Annotated in this window: 20 protein-coding genes; 8 read left to right on the top strand and 12 right to left on the bottom strand. The window is 59.6% G+C overall.

The annotated features are described in order from the left end of the window. Positions 1-24 precede the first annotated feature (24 nt). From J5278_RS17475 to J5278_RS17495, 5 genes are all read right to left on the bottom strand, one after another. A complete protein-coding gene (locus tag J5278_RS17475; protein ID WP_111216367.1) occupies positions 25-267 on the bottom strand; it encodes a DUF982 domain-containing protein in 243 nt (80 codons plus the stop codon). A gap of 225 nt (positions 268-492) precedes the next feature. Beyond that, entirely contained in the window at positions 493-702 is a 210-nt protein-coding gene (locus J5278_RS17480; protein ID WP_111216365.1) for a cold-shock protein, read from the bottom strand. A gap of 235 nt (positions 703-937) precedes the next feature. Next, complete coding sequence (locus J5278_RS17485; protein WP_209182610.1) at positions 938-1,417, bottom strand: chemotaxis protein CheW; 480 nt, start codon at positions 1,415-1,417, stop codon at positions 938-940. 203 nt (positions 1,418-1,620) lie between these two features. Further along, the gene (locus J5278_RS17490) at positions 1,621-2,955 is read right to left on the bottom strand and encodes an O-antigen ligase (RefSeq protein WP_209182609.1); all 1,335 of its coding nucleotides are present in this window, start codon (positions 2,953-2,955) and stop codon (positions 1,621-1,623) included. Positions 2,956-3,144: 189 nt separating this feature from the next. Beyond that, positions 3,145-3,720 carry a sugar transferase gene (locus J5278_RS17495; protein ID WP_209182608.1) on the bottom strand — a complete coding sequence of 192 codons (576 nt, stop codon included), beginning with the start codon at positions 3,718-3,720 and terminating at the stop codon, positions 3,145-3,147. 192 nt (positions 3,721-3,912) lie between these two features. Here J5278_RS17495 and J5278_RS17500 point away from each other — a divergent pair, with 192 nt between their 5' ends. Then, on the top strand, positions 3,913-4,839 hold the full coding sequence (locus tag J5278_RS17500) for an SDR family oxidoreductase (RefSeq protein WP_209182607.1): 927 nt from the start codon (positions 3,913-3,915) through the stop codon (positions 4,837-4,839). Here the strand turns inward: J5278_RS17500 and J5278_RS17505 are convergent. Next, the gene (locus J5278_RS17505; protein ID WP_247749748.1) at positions 4,836-6,065 is read right to left on the bottom strand and encodes a nucleotide sugar dehydrogenase; all 1,230 of its coding nucleotides are present in this window, start codon (positions 6,063-6,065) and stop codon (positions 4,836-4,838) included. The genes J5278_RS17500 and J5278_RS17505 overlap by 4 nt on opposite strands. Positions 6,066-6,350: 285 nt before the next feature. On the opposite strand from J5278_RS17505, the gene J5278_RS17510 reads away from it, so the two are divergent. Genes J5278_RS17510 through J5278_RS17525 form a run of 4 tightly spaced genes read left to right on the top strand, consistent with a single transcriptional unit; the run spans position 6,351 to position 10,161 of the window. Beyond that, on the top strand, positions 6,351-7,379 hold the full coding sequence (locus tag J5278_RS17510; RefSeq protein WP_209182605.1) for a sulfate ABC transporter substrate-binding protein: 1,029 nt from the start codon (positions 6,351-6,353) through the stop codon (positions 7,377-7,379). Positions 7,380-7,385: 6 nt separating this feature from the next. After that, positions 7,386-8,243: a sulfate ABC transporter permease subunit CysT gene (gene cysT / locus J5278_RS17515; protein WP_111216351.1), complete on the top strand. Its 858-nt coding sequence runs from the start codon at positions 7,386-7,388 to the stop codon at positions 8,241-8,243. Next, positions 8,233-9,105: a sulfate ABC transporter permease subunit CysW gene (gene cysW / locus J5278_RS17520; protein ID WP_209182604.1), complete on the top strand. Its 873-nt coding sequence runs from the start codon at positions 8,233-8,235 to the stop codon at positions 9,103-9,105. The genes cysT and cysW overlap by 11 nt, the downstream gene beginning before the upstream one ends. A 9-nt stretch (positions 9,106-9,114) precedes the next feature. Then, entirely contained in the window at positions 9,115-10,161 is a 1,047-nt protein-coding gene (locus tag J5278_RS17525; protein WP_209182603.1) for a sulfate/molybdate ABC transporter ATP-binding protein, read from the top strand. A 9-nt stretch (positions 10,162-10,170) separates the two neighbouring features. Here J5278_RS17525 and J5278_RS17530 read toward each other — a convergent pair whose 3' ends face one another. Then, positions 10,171-10,998: an endonuclease/exonuclease/phosphatase family protein gene (locus J5278_RS17530; protein WP_209182602.1), complete on the bottom strand. Its 828-nt coding sequence runs from the start codon at positions 10,996-10,998 to the stop codon at positions 10,171-10,173. A gap of 91 nt (positions 10,999-11,089) precedes the next feature. Further along, positions 11,090-12,553: a phosphatidylserine/phosphatidylglycerophosphate/cardiolipin synthase family protein gene (locus J5278_RS17535; RefSeq protein ID WP_209182601.1), complete on the bottom strand. Its 1,464-nt coding sequence runs from the start codon at positions 12,551-12,553 to the stop codon at positions 11,090-11,092. 322 nt (positions 12,554-12,875) lie between these two features. Between J5278_RS17535 and J5278_RS17540 the strand changes: the two genes are divergently transcribed. The 3 genes from J5278_RS17540 to J5278_RS17550 all read left to right on the top strand — a co-directional run bounded on the left by J5278_RS17540 (position 12,876) and on the right by J5278_RS17550 (position 14,814). After that, the gene (locus tag J5278_RS17540; protein WP_209182600.1) at positions 12,876-13,142 is read left to right on the top strand and encodes a DUF2934 domain-containing protein; all 267 of its coding nucleotides are present in this window, start codon (positions 12,876-12,878) and stop codon (positions 13,140-13,142) included. A 106-nt stretch (positions 13,143-13,248) separates the two neighbouring features. After that, positions 13,249-13,983: a glutathione S-transferase gene (locus J5278_RS17545; RefSeq protein WP_209182599.1), complete on the top strand. Its 735-nt coding sequence runs from the start codon at positions 13,249-13,251 to the stop codon at positions 13,981-13,983. Between the two features lie 24 nt (positions 13,984-14,007). Beyond that, positions 14,008-14,814, top strand: a complete 807-nt coding sequence (locus J5278_RS17550) for a Ku protein (RefSeq protein WP_209182598.1) — start codon at positions 14,008-14,010, stop codon at positions 14,812-14,814. 18 nt (positions 14,815-14,832) lie between these two features. Here J5278_RS17550 and J5278_RS17555 read toward each other — a convergent pair whose 3' ends face one another. From J5278_RS17555 to glgX, 4 genes are all read right to left on the bottom strand, one after another. Then, positions 14,833-15,666: a Ku protein gene (locus tag J5278_RS17555; RefSeq protein ID WP_209182597.1), complete on the bottom strand. Its 834-nt coding sequence runs from the start codon at positions 15,664-15,666 to the stop codon at positions 14,833-14,835. Between the two features lie 2 nt (positions 15,667-15,668). Further along, positions 15,669-15,920, bottom strand: coding sequence for a hypothetical protein (locus J5278_RS17560; RefSeq protein ID WP_142823809.1), 252 nt, complete (start codon positions 15,918-15,920; stop codon positions 15,669-15,671). Between the two features lie 70 nt (positions 15,921-15,990). Next, positions 15,991-17,025 carry a DNA topoisomerase IB gene (locus tag J5278_RS17565; RefSeq protein WP_142823808.1) on the bottom strand — a complete coding sequence of 345 codons (1,035 nt, stop codon included), beginning with the start codon at positions 17,023-17,025 and terminating at the stop codon, positions 15,991-15,993. A gap of 12 nt (positions 17,026-17,037) precedes the next feature. Then, positions 17,038-19,203, bottom strand: a complete 2,166-nt coding sequence (gene glgX / locus J5278_RS17570; RefSeq protein ID WP_209182596.1) for a glycogen debranching protein GlgX — start codon at positions 19,201-19,203, stop codon at positions 17,038-17,040. Positions 19,204-19,392 lie beyond the last annotated feature (189 nt).

Raw genomic sequence — 19,392 nt, forward strand, 5'->3', positions numbered from 1 at the left:
CGATCCGCTGGATATGGCTGGAAATCAGCGAGGCTTGAGGTTGGCCTCCTGGGCTGCCTCGACGAAGACCTTGCGGGCGTCTTCCGAATCCTTGTTGCCTGCAAGAGCAGCACGGCAAAAGCGGCGCGCGGCGGCATGGCGTGGACCGGGACTGCCCGGCCATGGGCCGTCCAGAAACTCGAGCGCTTCGGCAGGGTTCTTGAGGGTTATGAGTTCGCCTGGCTTGACCGTCAGGGTGACGATTTCGCTCCATCGTGTAGGGCGCATGATATCTCCAATGCCGCAATCGTCACCCATTTCGGATGAAGTTGCCGGTACAGATTGTTTGGTTAGATCGGGAGGCTGGCGCGTGTCGGCTCGAGATGCCTGACACGAAGGCGTTTGCCTGCAGCGAGAAGACCGACTGCAACCAAAAAAGGCCAGGCATATTGCCTGACCTTCCGATGGTGTTCATGCCCCGGCTACGTTGCCGCTGCCGGGACAGAAAGACCTTTAAGCAGCCTGAAGCTGAGCGGCAGACATCTTGCCCGACTTGTTGTCGCGCTCAAGCTCGTAGGAGAGCTTCTGGCCTTCGACGATTTCGCGCATGCCAGCGCGTTCGACGGCCGAGATGTGAACGAAAACATCGGCATCGCCGTTGTCAGGCTGAATGAAGCCGAAGCCCTTTGTGGAATTAAACCATTTAACTGTGCCAGTGGCCATGACGAAACCCTTTCATGTAATTTGAAGGATCGCCGCGCAAAAAGCGCCGCGAGGTGAAGTCCCGATTTTGAAAGGAAGTTCGTCCAGGGCACGCAAGATGCGCGCAATAACAAAAGTCAGACAAGCAATATCGACAACCTTTAGATAGGGTTCGGTGGCCCTGATGTCAACCTGTCGACCATCAGCCGGGGCAACCAGGGCAAGTCACCGAACACAAATGTGGTCAGCCGCCGGCTCAGGCGGCCAGGTTTTCCAGTCCGGATGCTTCGAACATGCGCTCAAGATTGAGAAAGCAGATCATGCCGCTATCCTGAGCAATGATGCCATCGGAATAGCTCGTGCCGCCTGGGACATTCATGTCGGGAACTGGTTGCAGCAGGGCGGCATCGATGGTGAGGATATCGGATACGCTGTCGACGATCAGGCCCATCGATGTTTCGTTGATTTCGGCGACCACGATGGCGCTGCGCTCGGTCGGCACGGTGCTTTTCATGCCGAGCTTGAGCGAAAGGTCGATGATTGGGATCACCGTGCCGCGCAAGTTCATCACGCCCATGACCTCAGCCGGCGAATGGGGGATCGGCGTTGCGGCATCCCAGCCGCGGATCTCGCGAATGGCCGTCGTGCGTACGCAAAATTCCTGGCCATTGAGGTGGAAGGAAAGGATTTCGAGGGTATCGCCGCTCGAATGCGATTGCTTGTTGACGATGTTCATCAAAACTCCTGCCGGCCGAGGCGGCTGCGTTGCCAGCGAATGACCCGAACGTTGACAGGCGGATGGCGGCGCCTGGACGCTCTTACCATGACGGGTAACAATTGCGTTTTGATTAAACGGGCGGTTGCCCTTTTAAGCAAACGGCAGAGTTTTCGAATATTCGCATCCCGACAGCGACAATCCTTCGCTTGCGCATTGCGCTTTCAGCCTCTCGCGCCGGGCTCTTCCCGCAATGCGTCGTAGTCGTGCGCCGTTCGCATGTTGCACCAGCAGGCAAAGGCCGAACTGAGGAGGGCCAGGCTTTCGCCGATCGCCAGTCTGTTGTTCGAGTTGCTGAGTAGCGTCAGGGCGAAGAAGAACAGGCCGACCGTGTAGACGTGGAAGGCGGCGCGCGGGATGACGCCGGCACGAAAGGCACGAAACACCGAAACGAACAGCGCGCCGAGGATGACAGACATGATGACCGCGCCGAAGATACCGAAGCGCACCAGGATTTCGAGATAGCCGTTGTGGAACAGCGTATACCTGACGTTCGGATAGCGCGCGGCATTCAACTGGTCGACCCATTTGCTTCCCCAGCCGAACACCGGCGCCGAGGAAATGAGTTCGCCGGCGTCGTACCAGAGCTGCAAACGCTCATCCATCGAGACAGGTGTCGTCGGTGAATCGATCGTTCCGAGCACGACCCCGTTGAAGTCGCGACGCGCGTGAAAGCCCTCAAGCATGGAAATCGCCGCATCGACAGTCGGCCCGGCCGTCTTGTTGAGATTGTGGCGTACGGCATAGGCACCGCAACCGAGAAGGATGGATGCGGCGACAATGGTGATCAGCCCGGTACGCAGACGCAGATAGGTCAGGGACAACAAGCCGGCGATCGGCAACGTCAAGGTCAGCGCCAGCCAGACGCCCTTGGACTTTGCGCCATAGATAGCGATGAGACAGAGGACCATCACAACAGGTGCGACGACAAGGCCAAATCGGCGCAGGAGCGGCTTCGCATCGCTGTTGGAAAGGTAGTGAAGCCACCAGAAATAGGCCGACAAAAGGATGAGGCCGCAGGCGACCGCCCCGTGAATCTGGTTGTTCATGATCAGGGGCTTGACCGTTTCGCCGGCAAATATCCGCACGTATCCGGTGGTGGTCGCGAGCATCACTAGGGCGACCGCGAAAAACGCTGCGACGATGCGCTCGATCCGCCCTTCCGTCATCGAAAAGGCAACACCCAGGATCGGGAAGAAAAACGGGAAAGCGTAGAGCCACTCGGATGCGCCGCTCTCGTGCGGATGCGTCATGATGTAGAAGCGAAGGAAGCGGACCGCGACATAGATGCCCCACGCCATGCAGAGCCAGCCAAGCCAGTTTGTAGCGGGCCGGTTCGGCATCTTCAGGAAATGGACCAGAGCAATGATGGCGAGAACTGCCGATGCATAGCGATAGGCATCCGTTTCGACGAACACCGCGGAGGCAGCGAAAAGCCAGGCGATACTAATGATAACCGTCAGAAGGGCATTCGGCTTCGCTGCAGTCGATGTAGTCATCATATCCCTTGACCGCTCCGATAGGTAGGTGGGCATTGACCCCGGCCTCGCCGAGGTCTTCGGGTGTCCGACCGGACAATCTCCTGACGCTTATCCCGAGGTGCCGGCTGGCTGTAAAGAGGGGATCGGGGTTTCAGCTGCAGCAGGGCTCGAAATTCACGCCGTCATGGCAAGAAGATCGCACTCGGCTCAATGCGTTACGCCATCCCGCCCCAGCACCTTCATGGCGGTGAGGAGAATGATCCATAGATCAAACGCGAAGGATCGACGCTTCAGATACTCGGCGTCGAGCCGTACTTTGTCGGGAATGGGCAGCTCATCGCGGCCGTTGATCTGGGCCCAGCCGGTCAGGCCCGGCACCAGAGCGTGGACGCCGCTGGCAGTGCGAAGCTCGATCAGGTCCTGCTGGTTGAAGAGGGCTGGACGCGGACCGACAAGGCTCATCTCGCCCTTGAGGATGCACCAGAGCTGCGGCAACTCGTCGAGGCTGGAGCGGCGCAGGAAGGAGCCGATCGGCGTCAGGTAACGTGTCGGGTCGGAAAGCAGATGGGTCGCAACGGCTGGCGTATCGACGCGCATGCTGCGAAATTTCGGCATCCGGAAAATGCGATTGTCCCGGCCGACCCGATCGGACCAGTACAGCACTGGCCCCTTCGAGGTTGCACGGACACAGATTGCCACGACCAGGATCGGAATCGAAAACAGGATCGCTGCCGCAAGGGCTGCGAACAGGTCGAAACTGCGTTTGGAGACGGTGTACAACATCTGGAACTGCCGGAGAGAAATTTCGGCGTGAATCTCATATCCCGGGCGATTTCACAATCAGATTGTCGTTTGCACCCTGTTTTCCCGGTTTCGGATCGCATCCCGACGTCTATCGCCTGAGTGCTGATAGCGCTAATAGCAGACAGAAACGCGGGATGATCGAATGCTTGAAACTACCACAGGGGCCGGCGCATGATATTGGTGACCGGGGCAACCGGGTTCGTTGGCACAGCGCTCTGTGCGGACCTTACTGCGCGCGGGATTGCCTCTCGTCCGGCCAGTCGCCTGCCTACGTCAGGGTTTCATCCGGTGGGCGCGATCGACGCCCGCACGGACTGGACCGAAGCGCTGGCCGGCATCGATTGCGTGGTTCATCTAGCCGCTCGCGTGCATGTCATGGATGATACGGCGGCAGATCCGCTGGCTGCGTTTCGTGCCGCGAATGTCGACGCCACGCTCAATCTGGCACACCAGGCCGCAGCGGCCGGCGCTCGGCGCTTCATTTTCGTGAGTTCGATCAAGGTAAACGGCGAGGAGACGGCCCCAGGCCGGCCTTTCACCGCCGCAGACGTGCCGGAGCCCAGGGATCCCTACGGGCTTTCGAAATGGGAGGCAGAACAGGCGCTGTTTGACCTCGGCAGGCAGACGGGGATGGACATCGTCGTGATTCGTCCGCCACTTATCTACGGTCCGGGTGTCAAAGCCAACTTTGCGAGCCTGATGCGCCTTGCGCGGCGCGGCCTGCCCCTGCCGTTCGGCCTCATCTCCAACAAAAGGTCGCTGCTGTTCGTCGGCAACCTGACGGATTTCATCATCCTCTGCGTCGCTCACCCGGACGCTGCCAACCGCACATTTCTCGTCAGCGACGGCGAGGACCTTTCCATCGGGCAGTTGATCGCCGGCATTTCTGGCGCAATGGGTCGCAAGACCTGGCTGCTGCCCGTGCCACCCCGCCTCATCGAAGCGGCTGCGGCAATGCTGGGCAAGGGTTCGGCGGCGAGACGGCTGCTGGGTTCGCTGCAAGTCGATATCGGCGAGACCCGACGCATTACCGGCTGGACGCCACCGTTTTCAAGCGAACAGGGTCTGGCGCTGACGGTGCAGGCCTTCCCAGGCTAGAGGCTCCAGACGGCATGGCCCACAAGGCCTGGATTGTCGAGTTGGAGCGCCGATTTGACATCGACCACGACGCCGCCGGGTTTCAGCAGGTCTAGCAGGGCTCCGGCATCGTCGACGAGATACTGGCGGTGCGGGACGGCAAGGACGATAGCATCGAGTGGCGGGAATGCATCGAGGGCGGTGAAGCGAACGTCATATTCATGTTCGGCCTCGTCAGCATCGGCCATCGGGTCGTGGATAAGGGGCTTGAGTCCGAACTGGTGCAACTCGCGGATGATGTCTGGCACGCGGCTGTTGCGCAGATCGGGGACATTCTCCTTGAATGTCAGGCCGAAGATGCCGATCCGCGCACCGTTGATCGGCTTTTCCGCCGACACCAGCATCTTGATGAGCTTCTGGGCTATAAAAGCCCCCATGCCGTCGTTGATCCGCCTGCCGGACAGGATGACTTCGGGATGGTAGCCAAGTTCCTCGGCCTTGGCCGTCAGGTAATAGGGATCGACGCCGATGCAGTGGCCACCGACCAGCCCTGGCGTGAAGGGCAGGAAATTCCACTTGGTCCGCGCTGCCTCAAGAACGTCGGCGGTGCGGATGTCCATCTTTTCGAAGATGATCGACAGCTCGTTCATCAGCGCGATGTTGAGGTCGCGCTGGGTGTTCTCGATGACCTTGGCAGCCTCGGCAACACGGATGCTGGTCGCGCGGTGGATGCCGGCATCGACAACGCTGCTGTAGATCGCCGCGACCCGTTCGAGCGTTTCCGGCGTATCGCCGGACACCACCTTGACGATGCGCTCGAACGTGTGTTCGCGGTCGCCGGGGTTGATGCGCTCCGGCGAATAGCCGAGATGGAAGCCTTCGCCCTGTTTCAGGCCGGAGACTTCAGCCAGCACCGGGCCGCAGATTTCCTCCGTGACACCGGGAAAGACCGTCGATTCGTAGACGACGATTGCGCCCGGCTTCAGCACCTTGCCGACGGTGCGCGAGGCGGCGATCAGCGGCCGCAGGTCCGGCTGGCGGTTCTTGTCGATCGGCGTCGGCACCGCGACGATGAATACCGTGCGATCGCCAAGGTCTTCCAGGCCGCTCGACAGGCGCAGCGAAGTCTCGCGAAGGCGGTCTGGCGAAACTTCCCGGGTCGAGTCCCGGCCATTTTTCAGGTCTTCGACCCGCGCGTCGTTGATATCGAAACCGATGACCCCGGCGTATTTGTCGGCCAGGGCCATGGCGACCGGCAGGCCGACATAGCCCAGCCCTATCACTGCAATTTTTTCGCTCACGAACTTATTCCTCAGGCATTTCGAGCAATTAACGCAAAGGGACCGGCAATGTCAGCTTAAATCATGATCGGGATCGATGAGATCCAGTCTCTGCGGCTTCGCTCAGCAATGTGATTTCATTTTCCGCGAGTCTATGGGATGAAATTCCACGTTGGCGGGCGTCGCGGGAACAATCGCCGTTACATTATACGACCAGATTGGTAGAGTTGAGGCACAATCAGGGAGGTGTTCATGCAGACGCTACGGCTATCCAGACTTCTTGCCACCGCAGTGCTGATCGGCAGCTTTTCGCTCTCCGAACTGGCACCCGTTTTTGCAGCCGAACAGACGCTGCTCAACGTGTCCTACGATCCGACGCGCGAACTCTACAAGGATTTCAACGCCGCCTTCGCTGCCAAGTGGAAGAAGGATACCGGCGAGACCGTCGAGCTCAAGGCTTCGCACGGCGGTTCGGGGGCCCAGGCTCGCTCGGTCATCGACGGCCTGAACGCCGATGTAGTGACGCTGGCGCTCGAAGGCGATATCGATGCGATCTCCAAGGCGACCAACAAGATCCCGGCGGACTGGAACACCAAGTTTCCCAACAAGAGCGTGCCCTACACCTCGACGATCGTCTTCCTCGTCCGCAAGGGGAACCCCAAGGCTATCAAGGACTGGCCCGATCTCATCAAGGACGGCGTCCAGGTCATCACTCCGAACCCCAAGACCTCGGGTGGCGCGCGCTGGAACATTCTTGCAGCCTATGCCTGGGCAAAGGAAGCCAATGGCGGCGACGATGCCAAGGCGGAGGAATACCTCTCGAAGCTGCTAAAGCACGTGCCGGTTCTCGACAGCGGCGCCCGTGGCGCGACGACGACATTCGTGCAACGCGGCCTCGGCGACGTCTTGCTTGCCTGGGAGAACGAAGCCTACCTGTCGCTCGAGGAACTCGGGCCGGACAAGTTCGAGATCGTCACCCCGTCGGTATCGATCCGGGCCGATCCACCGGTTGCCGTTGTCGACGGCAATGTCGACAAGAAGGGCACGCGCAGGCTGGCCGAGGCTTATCTGAACTATCTCTATTCGGACGATGGACAAAAGATTGCGGCTGCGCATTATTACCGTCCGATCAAGCCTGCAGCCGCCGACCCGAAAGACATTGCCCGCTTCCCCAACCTCAAGCTCGCCTCGATCGACGATTTTGGCGGATGGAAGGTGGCGCAGCCTAAATTCTTCGCGGATGGTGGTATCTTCGACAAGATCTACAAGCCGGGACAGTAAGACTAGATGCAGGCACCAACCCGTAGACGGTGGCAATTCAGGCAACCGAGCGTCATTCCAGGATTTGGAATGGCGCTCGGTTTTACCTTGATATGGCTTATCCTCATCGTTCTCATTCCGATTTCAGGCCTGCTGCTGAAGACGAGTTCGCTCGGCTGGGGAGCCTTCTGGTCTATCGCGTCAGACCCTCGGGTTCTCGCGGCGTTGCGAATGAGCTTTGGCGGCGCCCTGGTCGCTGCCGTCGTCAATGCAATTTTCGGCGTCATTCTGGCCTGGGTGCTGGTCCGCTACAATTTCCCCGGAAAGCGGATCATCGATGCCGTCGTTGACCTGCCCTTCGCGCTGCCGACGGCCGTCGCCGGTATCGCGCTGACCACACTCTATTCGCCGAATGGCTGGATCGGCCAGTTTCTCTCGCCGCTCGGCATCAAGGTCGCTTTCACGCCCGTGGGCGTAGTGATTGCACTGATTTTCGTCGGCCTGCCCTTCGTGGTGCGCACGGTACAGCCGATCATGGAAGAAATCGACCGCGAGGTCGAAGAGGCTGCAGCAACGCTCGGCGCTAACCGCTTCCAGACCATCACCCGGGTGCTGCTGCCGGGGCTAGCTCCTGCCGTGCTCACCGGCTTCGCGCTTTCCTTTGCACGCGCGGTCGGGGAATACGGATCGGTTATCTTCATCGCCGGCAACCTGCCCTACGTGTCGGAAATTGCACCGTTACTGATCGTCATACGGCTCGAGGAATATAATTATGCCGCAGCGACCGGCATCGCCGCGATCATGCTGATCATCTCCTTCGTGATGCTGCTGGTGATCAACCTCATCCAGACCTGGAGCAGGCGGAGGTACGGCTATGGCGCATGATCCAACAGTGCCGCCTCATGAGGTGACGTCTGCCGTTACCGAGAGTCGGTTCGCCCGCTGGACGCTGATCGCAATCTCGCTGGTTTTCCTGGCGCTGATCCTGCTGCTACCGATGGCAGCCGTTTTCGTCGAAGCGTTTCGCAAGGGCGCTGGCGCATTTTTCGAGGCGCTGCAGGACGAGGAGACATTTTCCGCCATCAAGCTGACGCTGATTGTCGCGGCCATCAGCGTGCCGCTCAACCTGGTTTTCGGCGTGGGTGCGGCCTGGGCGATCGCCAAGTTCGAATTCAAAGGCAAGGCGTTCCTGACGACGCTCATCGACCTGCCCTTCTCGGTATCCCCGGTCATCGCCGGACTGGTGTTCGTGTTGCTGTTCGGCTCCAACAGCCTGCTCGGCCCATGGCTGGAGGCAAACAACATCAAGATCCTGTTCGCGGTGCCGGGGCTCGTACTGGCGACGATGTTCGTCACCTTTCCGTTTGTCGCCCGCGAACTGATCCCGCTGATGCAGGAACAGGGCACGGCCGATGAAGAGGCCGCCCTTTCGCTCGGCGCCAGCGGTTTCCAGACCTTCTGGTACGTGACGCTGCCGAATATCAAATGGGGGCTGCTCTACGGCGTGCTGCTCTGCAACGCCCGCGCCATGGGCGAATTCGGCGCAGTCTCGGTGGTGTCAGGTCATATCCGCGGCGAGACCAACACCATGCCGCTGCAGATCGAAATTCTCTACAACGACTACAATTTCTCCGGCGCTTTCGCCGTGGCAACGCTGCTTGCGCTGCTCGCCTTGGTGACGCTTATTCTCAAGACGTTGCTGGAAATGCGCTTCAGCGAGGAAATCGCTGCGAGCCGGCGTCACTAAGGAAGACTGATGGAAGTTCGCGTTCAAAACATCCGCAAGGATTTCGGCCGCTTTCCGGCCCTGCACGACGTTACGCTGGACATCCGCTCCGGCGAGTTGATTGCGTTGCTGGGCCCCTCCGGCTCCGGCAAGACGACCTTGCTGCGGCTGATCGCCGGGCTAGAGACGCCGACGGAAGGCGAGATCTATTTCGGCAACGAAGACGCCTCGATGAAGACCGTGCAGCAACGCAATATCGGCTTCGTGTTCCAGCATTACGCGCTGTTCCGCCACATGACGGTGCTCGACAACATCTCCTTCGGCCTCAAGGTCCGCCCTTCGGCCCGCCGCCCGGCGCGATCGGAGATCCGTCGGCGGGCGCTCGAACTGCTCGATCTCGTGCAGCTTTCGGGCCTTGAGAAACGCTATCCGGCGCAGCTTTCAGGCGGCCAGCGGCAGCGCGTGGCGCTTGCCCGCGCCATGGCTGTCGAGCCCAACGTGCTTCTGCTCGACGAGCCCTTCGGGGCACTCGATGCGCAGGTTCGCAAGGATCTGCGCAAATGGCTGCGGGAAATTCACGATCGGACGGGCCACACGACTGTCTTCGTCACCCATGACCAGGACGAGGCGCTGGAGCTCGCCGACCGGGTCGTCGTCATGAGCCAGGGCGCCATCGAGCAGATCGGCACGCCCGACGATATCTACGACACCCCGAATTCGCCCTTCGTCTTCGGCTTCATCGGCCAGTCGAACTGCCTGAAGGTGCAGGTTACCGACGGCGAGATCTGGTTCGAGGATCGTCCGCTCGGACTGACAGCGGCAGGCGAGCCGAACGGTCCAGCCAATCTCTATTTCCGGCCTCACGATGTCGAACTGCGCGATGGATGCGGCGGTTGCATAGCGGGGCTGCTTACCGCAAGCCGGCGCGTTGCCGGCACGCGTCATATCGAAATCGATATCGGCGCCGGTCATCCCCGGGTCGAGATCGAATTACCACCCGAAAAAGTCGGCGAGCTCGACCGCAGCCGCATCGCCTTCAGGCCGACACGCTGGAAACTGTTTCGCGACAAGGCTTGAAGCCGACGATCAGACGCTTGCGGCGACCAGCGGCTCTGTAACCAGCGTTGTCTTGATGGGCAGATGGTCGGAGGCCATACGCGCCAGAGGCGTGTTATGGACCTCTATTGCCGAGATCAGGCCGCTTTTGTTGGCGATCATGCGATCGAGCGCAAGGATCGGCATATTGGCGGGAAAGCTCGGCACCGCAGCCGGCTGCGGACCGAACGCCGCGTGAAACGTGTGCAGAGACGAGCGGTTACCCAGGCGCCACTCGTTGAGATCGCCCAGCAGGATGGTCGGCGTTTCATCGTCCCTGGTCATGATATCGACGAGGACACGCGCCTGCTGGGCGCGCGACCGACGCAGAAGGCCGAAATGGGCGGCGATGATGCGCAAGGCACTGCCGTTGGACAACTCGATCTCCGCCACCAGCGCGCCACGGGGCTCGAGGCCTGGCAGCTTGATCTGATGGACATCGCGGACCGTTCCCTGCTTGAACAGCACCACGTTACCATGCCATCCATGAGCCTTCGCGACCCCTTCGACCGGCACGGCGACCAACCCTGTCTCGCGCTCGAGCCTGGAAAGATCGAGCAGGCCGGTGCGTTCTCCGAACCGGCTATCGGCCTCCTGCAAGGCCATGATGTCGGCATCGATTTCCTGGATGACCCGCAGAATGCGATCGGGATCGAAACGGCGATCCGAGCCGACGCATTTATGAACATTGTAGGAGGCAATCACGGTGCCGGGCATGCGTTCATGGTCGTCCGCATGGGCGTGCGCGCGATGGATCTTCCGGTTGCGGATGGAATGCAAAATGCTTCTGCGCAGGCTTTGGTGGTTCTTGGTATGCATTTCACTCGACCACTTGCTGGCGACCGCGATGTCGCTTCTGCCGACTATAGGGCCGGCCGACGCGACTGCCAGCCCTCGATGGCGTTTGGCGCTAAAGAAAAGGTGATCCGAGCCAGAGCACCTTTTCCAGCAATCGCACCAGGAACGGTCTCTTGCGAAGCGCATGCTGCTCGACCTGCTCCGAAGTCGACAGGACTTCGCGGATGTGATCGCCGATCTTCTTCGCGAAACCCCGGTCGATGACCTCCATATCGACCTCGAAGTTCAGCCGCATAGAGCGAGGATCTAGGTTGGACGAGCCGACATAGGCCCAGACATCGTCGATCGACAGCAGCTTCGAATGATTGAAAGCGCCTTTGGCGCGCCAGATGCGGCAGTAGTTCTTCAGCATCTGATCGAACTGCGCCGTCATGGCGCGGTCGACGAGCACCAGATTATTGGCCGCAGGCACGACGATATCGACCGTTACGCCGCGTCGCGCCGCTGTGATCAGGGCGCTGATCAATTCGCGATCCGGCAGAAAATAGGGTGACATGATCAGGATCGAGCTGCGGGCGACTGAAAAGGCGCCAATCAGCATCTTGTGGTTTGTCTCAAGGCTACGGTCTGGACCGGATGAGACGATACGCATCAGGATCGGTGCATCCGGATCCCTCTGCTGCTCTGCCATCCGCCATTCATCGCCCTGCAGGATTTCCCCGGTGGCGAAACGCCAGTCTTCGGAAGCGGTGTGGAACAGGTCTGCTACGGCCGGACCGGTGACGCGGAAATGCGCATCGTGGGCGGCCTGCTCACCGGCAAACTCTGTCGTGAAGCCCTTCCGGATGTTCATTCCGCCGGTCAACGCAACACGGCCGTCGACGATCAGGATCTTTCGGTGGGTTCTAAGGTTGGCATAGGGCAGCCGGAGGCCGATGATGACATTGCCGTTGAAGACATCGACGGTAACCCCACCCTCCTTCAGGTGCCCCATGATGCTCGGCACCGAATAGCGGGCGCCGACGGCATCGATCAGCACGCGAACAGTGATCCCGCGCCGGACGGCAGCAATCAGCGCATCGGCGACCCTCAGCCCGATGGGATCGCGATCGAAGATGTAGGTCTCGAGGATGATGCTGCGCTCCGCGGCATTGATTTCCTCCAGCATCGCCGGATAGGCGATATCGCCGCCCTCCAGCATCTTTATGGAATTGCCACTGGTCATGGGATGGCGGGTGACGCGGTCTCCCAGCACCTTCATCGCGCCAAAACGCTGCCCATAGGCAATCCGCAGCGCCTCGCTGTCAGCTTCGAAGATCGCCAGTTCACTGCGCGTTTCCTGCCTGAAAAGCATGTCTCGCTGGGACGTCAGCGCCGCCCGCCGGATGCGGTTGATGCCCGCGACGGCGTATAGAAGCGCACCGACGATGGGAGACAGCACGATGAGAGCGACCCATCCGATGGCGGCACGCACGTCTTCCTTCGTCATGGCGGCATGAATAGCCGCAGTTGCCCCCATGACAACCGACAAAATGAGAAGGATATGGGGCCAGTAGGCAATGATAAGACTGAACATCGGGCGACTATAACGGTGCCGGAATTGTGCGCAATCGAAGGGTTGAGAGGAGAGGGGTGTAGAGGGGCGGTTTTGCACTGCAAAAAACGAGGGATTACGTTTTTGAATTGAACAAGCGCCATTGCCGGCTCATATTGATTTTGCGGCAATGTTGATGCGACCTGATGTTCGCGACGAGCGGGTTTCCCTGGTCCCAATATCGCCCCAGTTCTGGCAGCGCCGTCCCGACGCTGCGACCCGATATCGAACAGACGTGTCAGCGGAGCTGGAACTTTGCATTTCCCAAGAAGTTAAACTTTCCAAGCTGCCAAGGAGAAAAGCGATGACGGAATCCCGAGACGAATGGATTATGAAACGCGCTTACGCACTCTGGGAAGAGGAAGGCTATCCAACAGGGAGAGACTCAATCCACTGGGAGCAGGCGACCAAGGAACGGGCCGTCATGGAAACGACGGCGCCACATGGCCTGGCTGTGAAGCCGAAAGCAAAGACCCCCTCTTCCAAGGCGGCAAAAGCCAATGGGTCAACACCACCGCCAGCCATTTCGCCGAAGCGGTCGACCAAGAAGGATGTGAGCGCGAAAGCGTAGCACCACCTCCGTAAACTGCACGGTCATCCGTTAAGCACTAGTCTTTCAGCGGGTCCGAAGGTCTGCAGCGGCGACCCCAACGACCCAATGGCAATGGTGAGATTCGATGACTTATGAGTTGTATTACTGGGACGGACTGCAGGGCCGCGGTGAGTTTGTCCGCCTCGCCTTGGAAGAAGCTGGCGCTGACTACGTCGATGTGACCCGCGCCGACGGTCCCGGCCGGGGAACGGGTGCCATGCTGGAGATTATGAAGCGTGAAAAGCGCCCCCTGATTCCATTCTCACCGCCGTTCCTGAAGGATGGCGAGCTCTTCGTGTCGCATGTTGCCAATATCCTTCTTTATCTGGGGCCGAAGCTCGGCCTGGCGCCGGCGGGAGACGAGCAACGGTTTGTTGCCAACGGCTTGCAGCTGACGATCACGGACCTCGTGTCCGAGGTTCACGACACGCACCACCCAATCTCCACATCGCAATATTACGAAGACCAGAAAGACGCGGCAAAGCTGCGGGCGGAAGCTTTCATCCAGGAACGCATTCCGAAGTACCTCGGCTATTTCGAGCGTATCCTGAAGGCGAATACTTCCGGCCCCACATACAGCGTGGGGCCATCGCTGAGTTATGTGGACCTGTCTCTGTTCCAGGTCGTCGAAGGCCTGACTTATGCGTTTCCGCGCGCCATGAAAGGCTACGCCCCTCGATATCCTTTGCTGATCGCGCTTCGCGATGCTGTTGCACAGAGACCCAACATCGCACGTTACCTGCAATCCGAGAGGCGCCTCCCGTTCAACGAGGACGGCATATTCCGACACTACCCCGAGCTGGATCAGGACATCGCGTAGTCGCGGAAGGCAAGGAGACAAATTTTGGCAAAACAGCCCCGATACTGGAAAGGCTATTTGAAACTCTCCCTGGTGACCTGCCAGGTATCGCTGACGCCGGCGACGACGGACAACGCCAAAATCCGGTTCAATGTCATCAATCGGAAGAGTGGAAACCGGCTGGAAAGCCACTACATCGATTCCGGCACGGGCAAGCCTGTGCCGGACGATCAGCAGGTGAAGGGTTACGAGCGCGGCGACGACGATTACATCTTCCTCGAGGACGAGGAGATCGAGGCGGTGGCCCTCGAAAGCAATCGTGCCATCAGTATCGACACCTTCGTGCCGAAAAACTCGATCGACTGGATCTACTACGACACTCCACATTTTCTGGCGCCTGAGGACAAGGTGGGCCTGGAAGCCTTCTGCGTTATCCGGGAGGCCATGAAGGCAAGCGCGGTGGTCGGCATCGCGCGGCTTGTGCTGAACAGGCGCGAGCGTGCTGTCTTGCTGGAGCCAAATGGCAACGGCATTATCCTCTGGACGTTGCGCTATGGCGACGAGGTGCGCGAGCCGGACAAATCCTTTGCGGTGGCAGAAAAGCCGCAAGCGGAGGCGCTTGCCCTGATGAAGACGCTGATCGACAAGCGCAAGGTGGAATGGTCTCCCGAGCTGACGCTGGACCCTATCCAGGACAAACTCGCAGCGTTGATCAAGGCCAAGAAGAGGGGACGCGGCAAGAAGCCGGCAGCTACTCGCAAAGAAGCTCCCGCGACATCAGGCAACGTCATCAACATCATGGATGCGCTGAAGAAGAGCATCGAAGCAAACCAGACAACCAAGGGGCGATAACGCGCGCCGAAAAACTGATTAGCCGGCTTTCTTCGTCTGCGCTGGCGCTTTCTTTGTCTTTGCCCCGGGCTTTGGCTTCGCCATGCCCGCGCTCTCGCGCAAGGCCTGCATGAGATCGACGACCTTCTCTTCTTTCACCGGCGGCTTCTTCGGCAGAGGCTTGCCCTCCACCTTCGCCTTGACCAGTTCCACCAATGCCTCTTCGTATCGGTCGTCAAAGGCCGAGGCGTCGAAGGTGCCCTTCTTGGTATCGATGATGTGGCTTGCCAGCTCCAGCATTTCCCCTGTCACCTCGAGCTCGGGTATATCCTCGAAGGCATCGGCCTCGGAACGGACCTCGTAGTCGAAATTGAGCATTGTGGCGACGAGACCCTTTTCATAGGGACGGACCAGCAACGTCCGGTACCGGCGGAACAGGACAGCGTGGGCGAGAGCCGCGACCTTTTCGCGGTTCATCGCTTCGATGACAAGCGCCAGGACCTCGCGATCATCGTCGCTGACCGGCATGAGGAAGTAGGGACGGTCGAAATACAGCCTGTCGATATCGTCCCAGCCAATAAAGCTCTCGATCGACAGGACCTTATCGCTTTCGGGGACTATCGAGGCGAGCTCGTCGCCCTCCATGACGAGGTACTCACCATCGTCCAGCAGGTAGCCTTTGACCTGATCGTCCCGCTCCACGGGCTTTCCGGTCTCGCTGTCTACGAACTGGCGCTCGACGCGATTGCCGGTCTTGCGATTGATGATGTGGAATGAAAGACGTTCGGAGGACGATACTGCAGTGTAAAGCCCTACCGAGCAGCTTAGTGCGCCGATGGTCAACTGCCCCTTCCAGCTTGCTCGTGCTGTCATGATCAGTGTCCGCGACGACGGTTGTCTAAGGCGACGATCTTTTCGACAGCAGCCAGTTCGTCACTGCTGGCAGCGGGCACGGCATCGCCAGCGACCGCCTCCAAAACCGCGCTCGACAAGGTGCCGTTATGGATGAGCCATTCCAGCGCCTCGCGGGTTTCACGTTCCGCCTTCAGCTGCGCGTAGAGCGCGACGATCAGACGGTCGCGGGGATCCGGCTGCCTGGAGGCCTTGCTGTCTTGGACGTCTTTCATCACTACCTCCACAACGCATCATTCAGGTGCAACTGCTGCAGGGGCAAATGGTTCCTGGAGCCAAGACCTACTATGCGGATGGACTGCTCTCTTCACTGCGCCTGATCAGAAAATCGAGCAATCGGTTTTCGTCAGCCCGAAGACCACGCAGGGGTTCGACGAGGGGCGCGAAGACCTCTTCGTCGAGAGAATGCTGCTTGTCTGCGAGAGCAATGATCGACGGATGTATATAGCTCGACCGTGAAATTGCCGGGGTGTTGTGGAGCACCTCGGCAGACGCCTCGGACATTTCCTTGACCGTCGGCCGCATGCCTTTTTCCAGCGCATTGCGGGCGGAGGTGAAGGCGGCGAGCGAGCCGCCCCAGGTTCGAAATGTCTTTGCCGAGACTGAAAGGCCGGAGATTTCTCCGAGGTAAAGATTGAGGCGGCCCGAATCGATTGGTCTCAGCAACCCGTGTTCGTCTTTCCAAGCAAACAACTGGCGACCGGGCAGATCGGCGATCTCTTCCAGCATCCTTTGCAGACGCGGATGCTTCAGGCTTCGCTGCACCCTCTTGCCACCCTTGGCGATGAAGCGAAGCTCGATACGCCCACCGTTAAGCTTAAGGTGGCGTTTCAGCAGGGTGGTGGCGCCATAGGTGCCGTTTTCGCGCGCATAGCTCTGATTGCCAACGCGCAGGTGCGCCTCGTCGAGCAACGTGGCCAGAGCGGCAAGGACGCCATGGATGTCGTCCATGCCACCATCGAGGTGACGCAGGACGGCGCGGCGCATTTTCGGCAGCGCCTGACCGAACTCGATAAGCTGGTGGAATTTCTCCACGCTCCGGTGCGACTGCCACTCCTTGTGGTAGCGATATTGCTTGCGTCCGCGCGCATCCATGCCGGTTGCCTGCAGGTGGCCGTTTTCCTGCAGGCAGATCCAGACATTGTCATAGGCGGGCGGAAGACCGAGCGACGCGATCCGCTTGCGATGGACCGCGTCGTTGAGCACGCTGCCGTCCGGCAGCCTGTAGGAAAAGCCTGTGCCTCTTCGATGGCGGCGAATACCAGGTTCGCTGTCGTTCACATACACAAGACCAAGATCTGTGATCGATATTTCGCTCATCGAAGCTGCCTGCTATTTCCTGTCGGGTTGAGCCTGACGACCAAAGTGGAACCAACGCTTGCGCTCGGCAGTCTTCGGCTGATCCGGCTCGTCGGCTTTCGGTGCGAATACCGCGACACTCGCGGCGTAGACGACAACCGTGTTTTCGACCTCATGGGTTGTGAAGGTTTCTTCCGTTCCAGTGTCCACGACGCGGCACCATTTTTCACCTTCCCCCAATTCAGGAAGATGGAATTCACAGTCGCCGCCCGCATTGAACACCATGAACAGGTCGTCGAGGACTTCGCTATCGGTAGCGTGGACACTCTTGCCGATGTAGACACCCAGGACGCGCAATTCGCCATCATCCCAGGCGCCGTCGTCCATCTGGTTGCCGTCGGGCTTGAACCAGGCGATCTCAGCGCGACCGTCTTCCGAGGTGTCACCGGTCAGAAAGCGCTCCTGGCGGAGGACGGGGTGAGCCTTCCTGAAGGCGACGGCCTTCTGGCAGAATTCGAGAAAGGGATCTTTCAGGCCGCTCCAGTCAGTCCAGCCGATCTCATTGTCCTGGCAATAGGCGTTGTTGTTGCCGCCCTGGCTATTGCCGACTTCATCGCCACCGACAATCATCGGCACGCCCTGGCTCAGCATCAGCGTCATGATCATGTTGCGACGGCGACGGGCGCGGGCAGCGTTGATCTCGGGATCGTCTGTCGCGCCCTCCACGCCCATGTTGTCCGAGTGATTGTCGGAATGGCCGTCATTGTTGTTTTCGCCGTTGGCCTCATTGTGCTTCTCGTTGAACGACACGGTGTCCATCAATGTGAAGCCGTCATGGGCGCTCAGCAGGTTGATAGACGTGGTGGCGCCACGGTCGGAGTGGTTGAACTGCCTTGCCGAGCCGGCGAGACGCGTCGCAAGCTTTGAAATCTGACCGCCCTCGCCTGTCCAGTAGGTCCGGACGGTGTCACGGAACTTGTCGTTCCATTCGCGGAAGGGATAGGGGAAGCCGCCAACCTGATAACCGCCCTCGCCGATGTCCCACGGCTCGGCAATCAGCTTGACGCCGGCCAGGATCGGGTCCTGGCGAATGGCGTCGAAGAAGCCGCCCTGGCGGTCGAAATCCATTTCCTCGCGGCCGAGCGTGCTCGCCAGATCGAAGCGGAAACCGTCGATGTGCATGACGCCAACCCAGTAGCGAAGGCTGTCGAGCACCATGCGCAGCACCATCGGATGCGACACGTTCAGGGTGTTGCCTGTGCCGGTTGTATCGAAGGTGTGGCGCTGGTCGTCCGGCGACAGGCGGTAATAGCTTTGGTTGTCCAGCCCCCTGAAGCTCATTGTCGGTCCGCGTTCGGAACCTTCGGCCGTGTGATTATAGACGACGTCCATGATCACTTCGATGCCGGCGGCGTGGAACTTGCGCACCATCGTCTTGATTTCGGTGATCTTGTTGCTCGACATGAAGCGGTTCATCGGCGCGAAGAAGCCAAGGGTCTGGTAGCCCCAGTAGTTGCGCAGGTTCTTTTCCTCGAGGTAGCGGTCATCGACGAAGGACTGAATCGGCAAGAGCTCGATGGCAGAAATACCGAGCTTGGTCAGGTGCTCGATAATCGGATCGCTGCACATGCCGAGAAAGGTGCCGCGCAGGGCGTCCGGAACGTCCGGGTGGGTCATCGTCATGCCGCGGACATGGGCTTCGTAGATAACGGTTTCCGTCCAGGGGCGCCGGATTGCCTTGTCTCCATCCCAGTCGAAATCGGAATCCTGGACAACGCCCTTGACCATGAACGGACCGCTGTCACGCTCGTCGAACGAGAGATCGCCATCCTCAGCGCCAATCGTATATCCGTAAAGTGCGTCATCCCACTTGATGTCGCCAATGATCTGCTTGGCGTATGGGTCGAGAAGCAGCTTGTTGGGGTTGAAGCGGTGGCCGTTGGCTGGATCGTAGGGCCCGTGCGCGCGGTAGCCGTAGACTGTGCCGGGACCGAGGCCGGCGATATAACCCGACCAAATATCGCCTTCCCGCTTTGGCAGCGCCATGCGGGCTGTTTCTGTCTTGCCGTCATCCGTGTAGAGGCAAAGTTCAATCTTCTCGGCATTGGCCGAAAACACCGCAAAATGCGTTCCGGCGCCGGTGTATTCGGCGCCGAGTTCCGGCTTCATGAAGTCCAGTTCCGAGAATGAAAAACTCATAAGGATATGTCCGTTCTTGGGTTGGTTGTCAGTTCAGGCGAACGCGCCCATCGCTTTGTCGAGCACAGGCCTGCTGGCATTATGCGAAGGAATATCGACAAGGAGATGATGCACCGTTTGCAAAATTTCTGGATCGGCAGGCATTACGATGCCGACAATTTAAACGTTAAGAAGATGCTTAGGTTCCCG

Source organism: Rhizobium sp. B21/90, assembly GCF_019355815.1.
In the GTDB taxonomy this organism is placed as follows: domain Bacteria; phylum Pseudomonadota; class Alphaproteobacteria; order Rhizobiales; family Rhizobiaceae; genus Rhizobium; species Rhizobium rhododendri.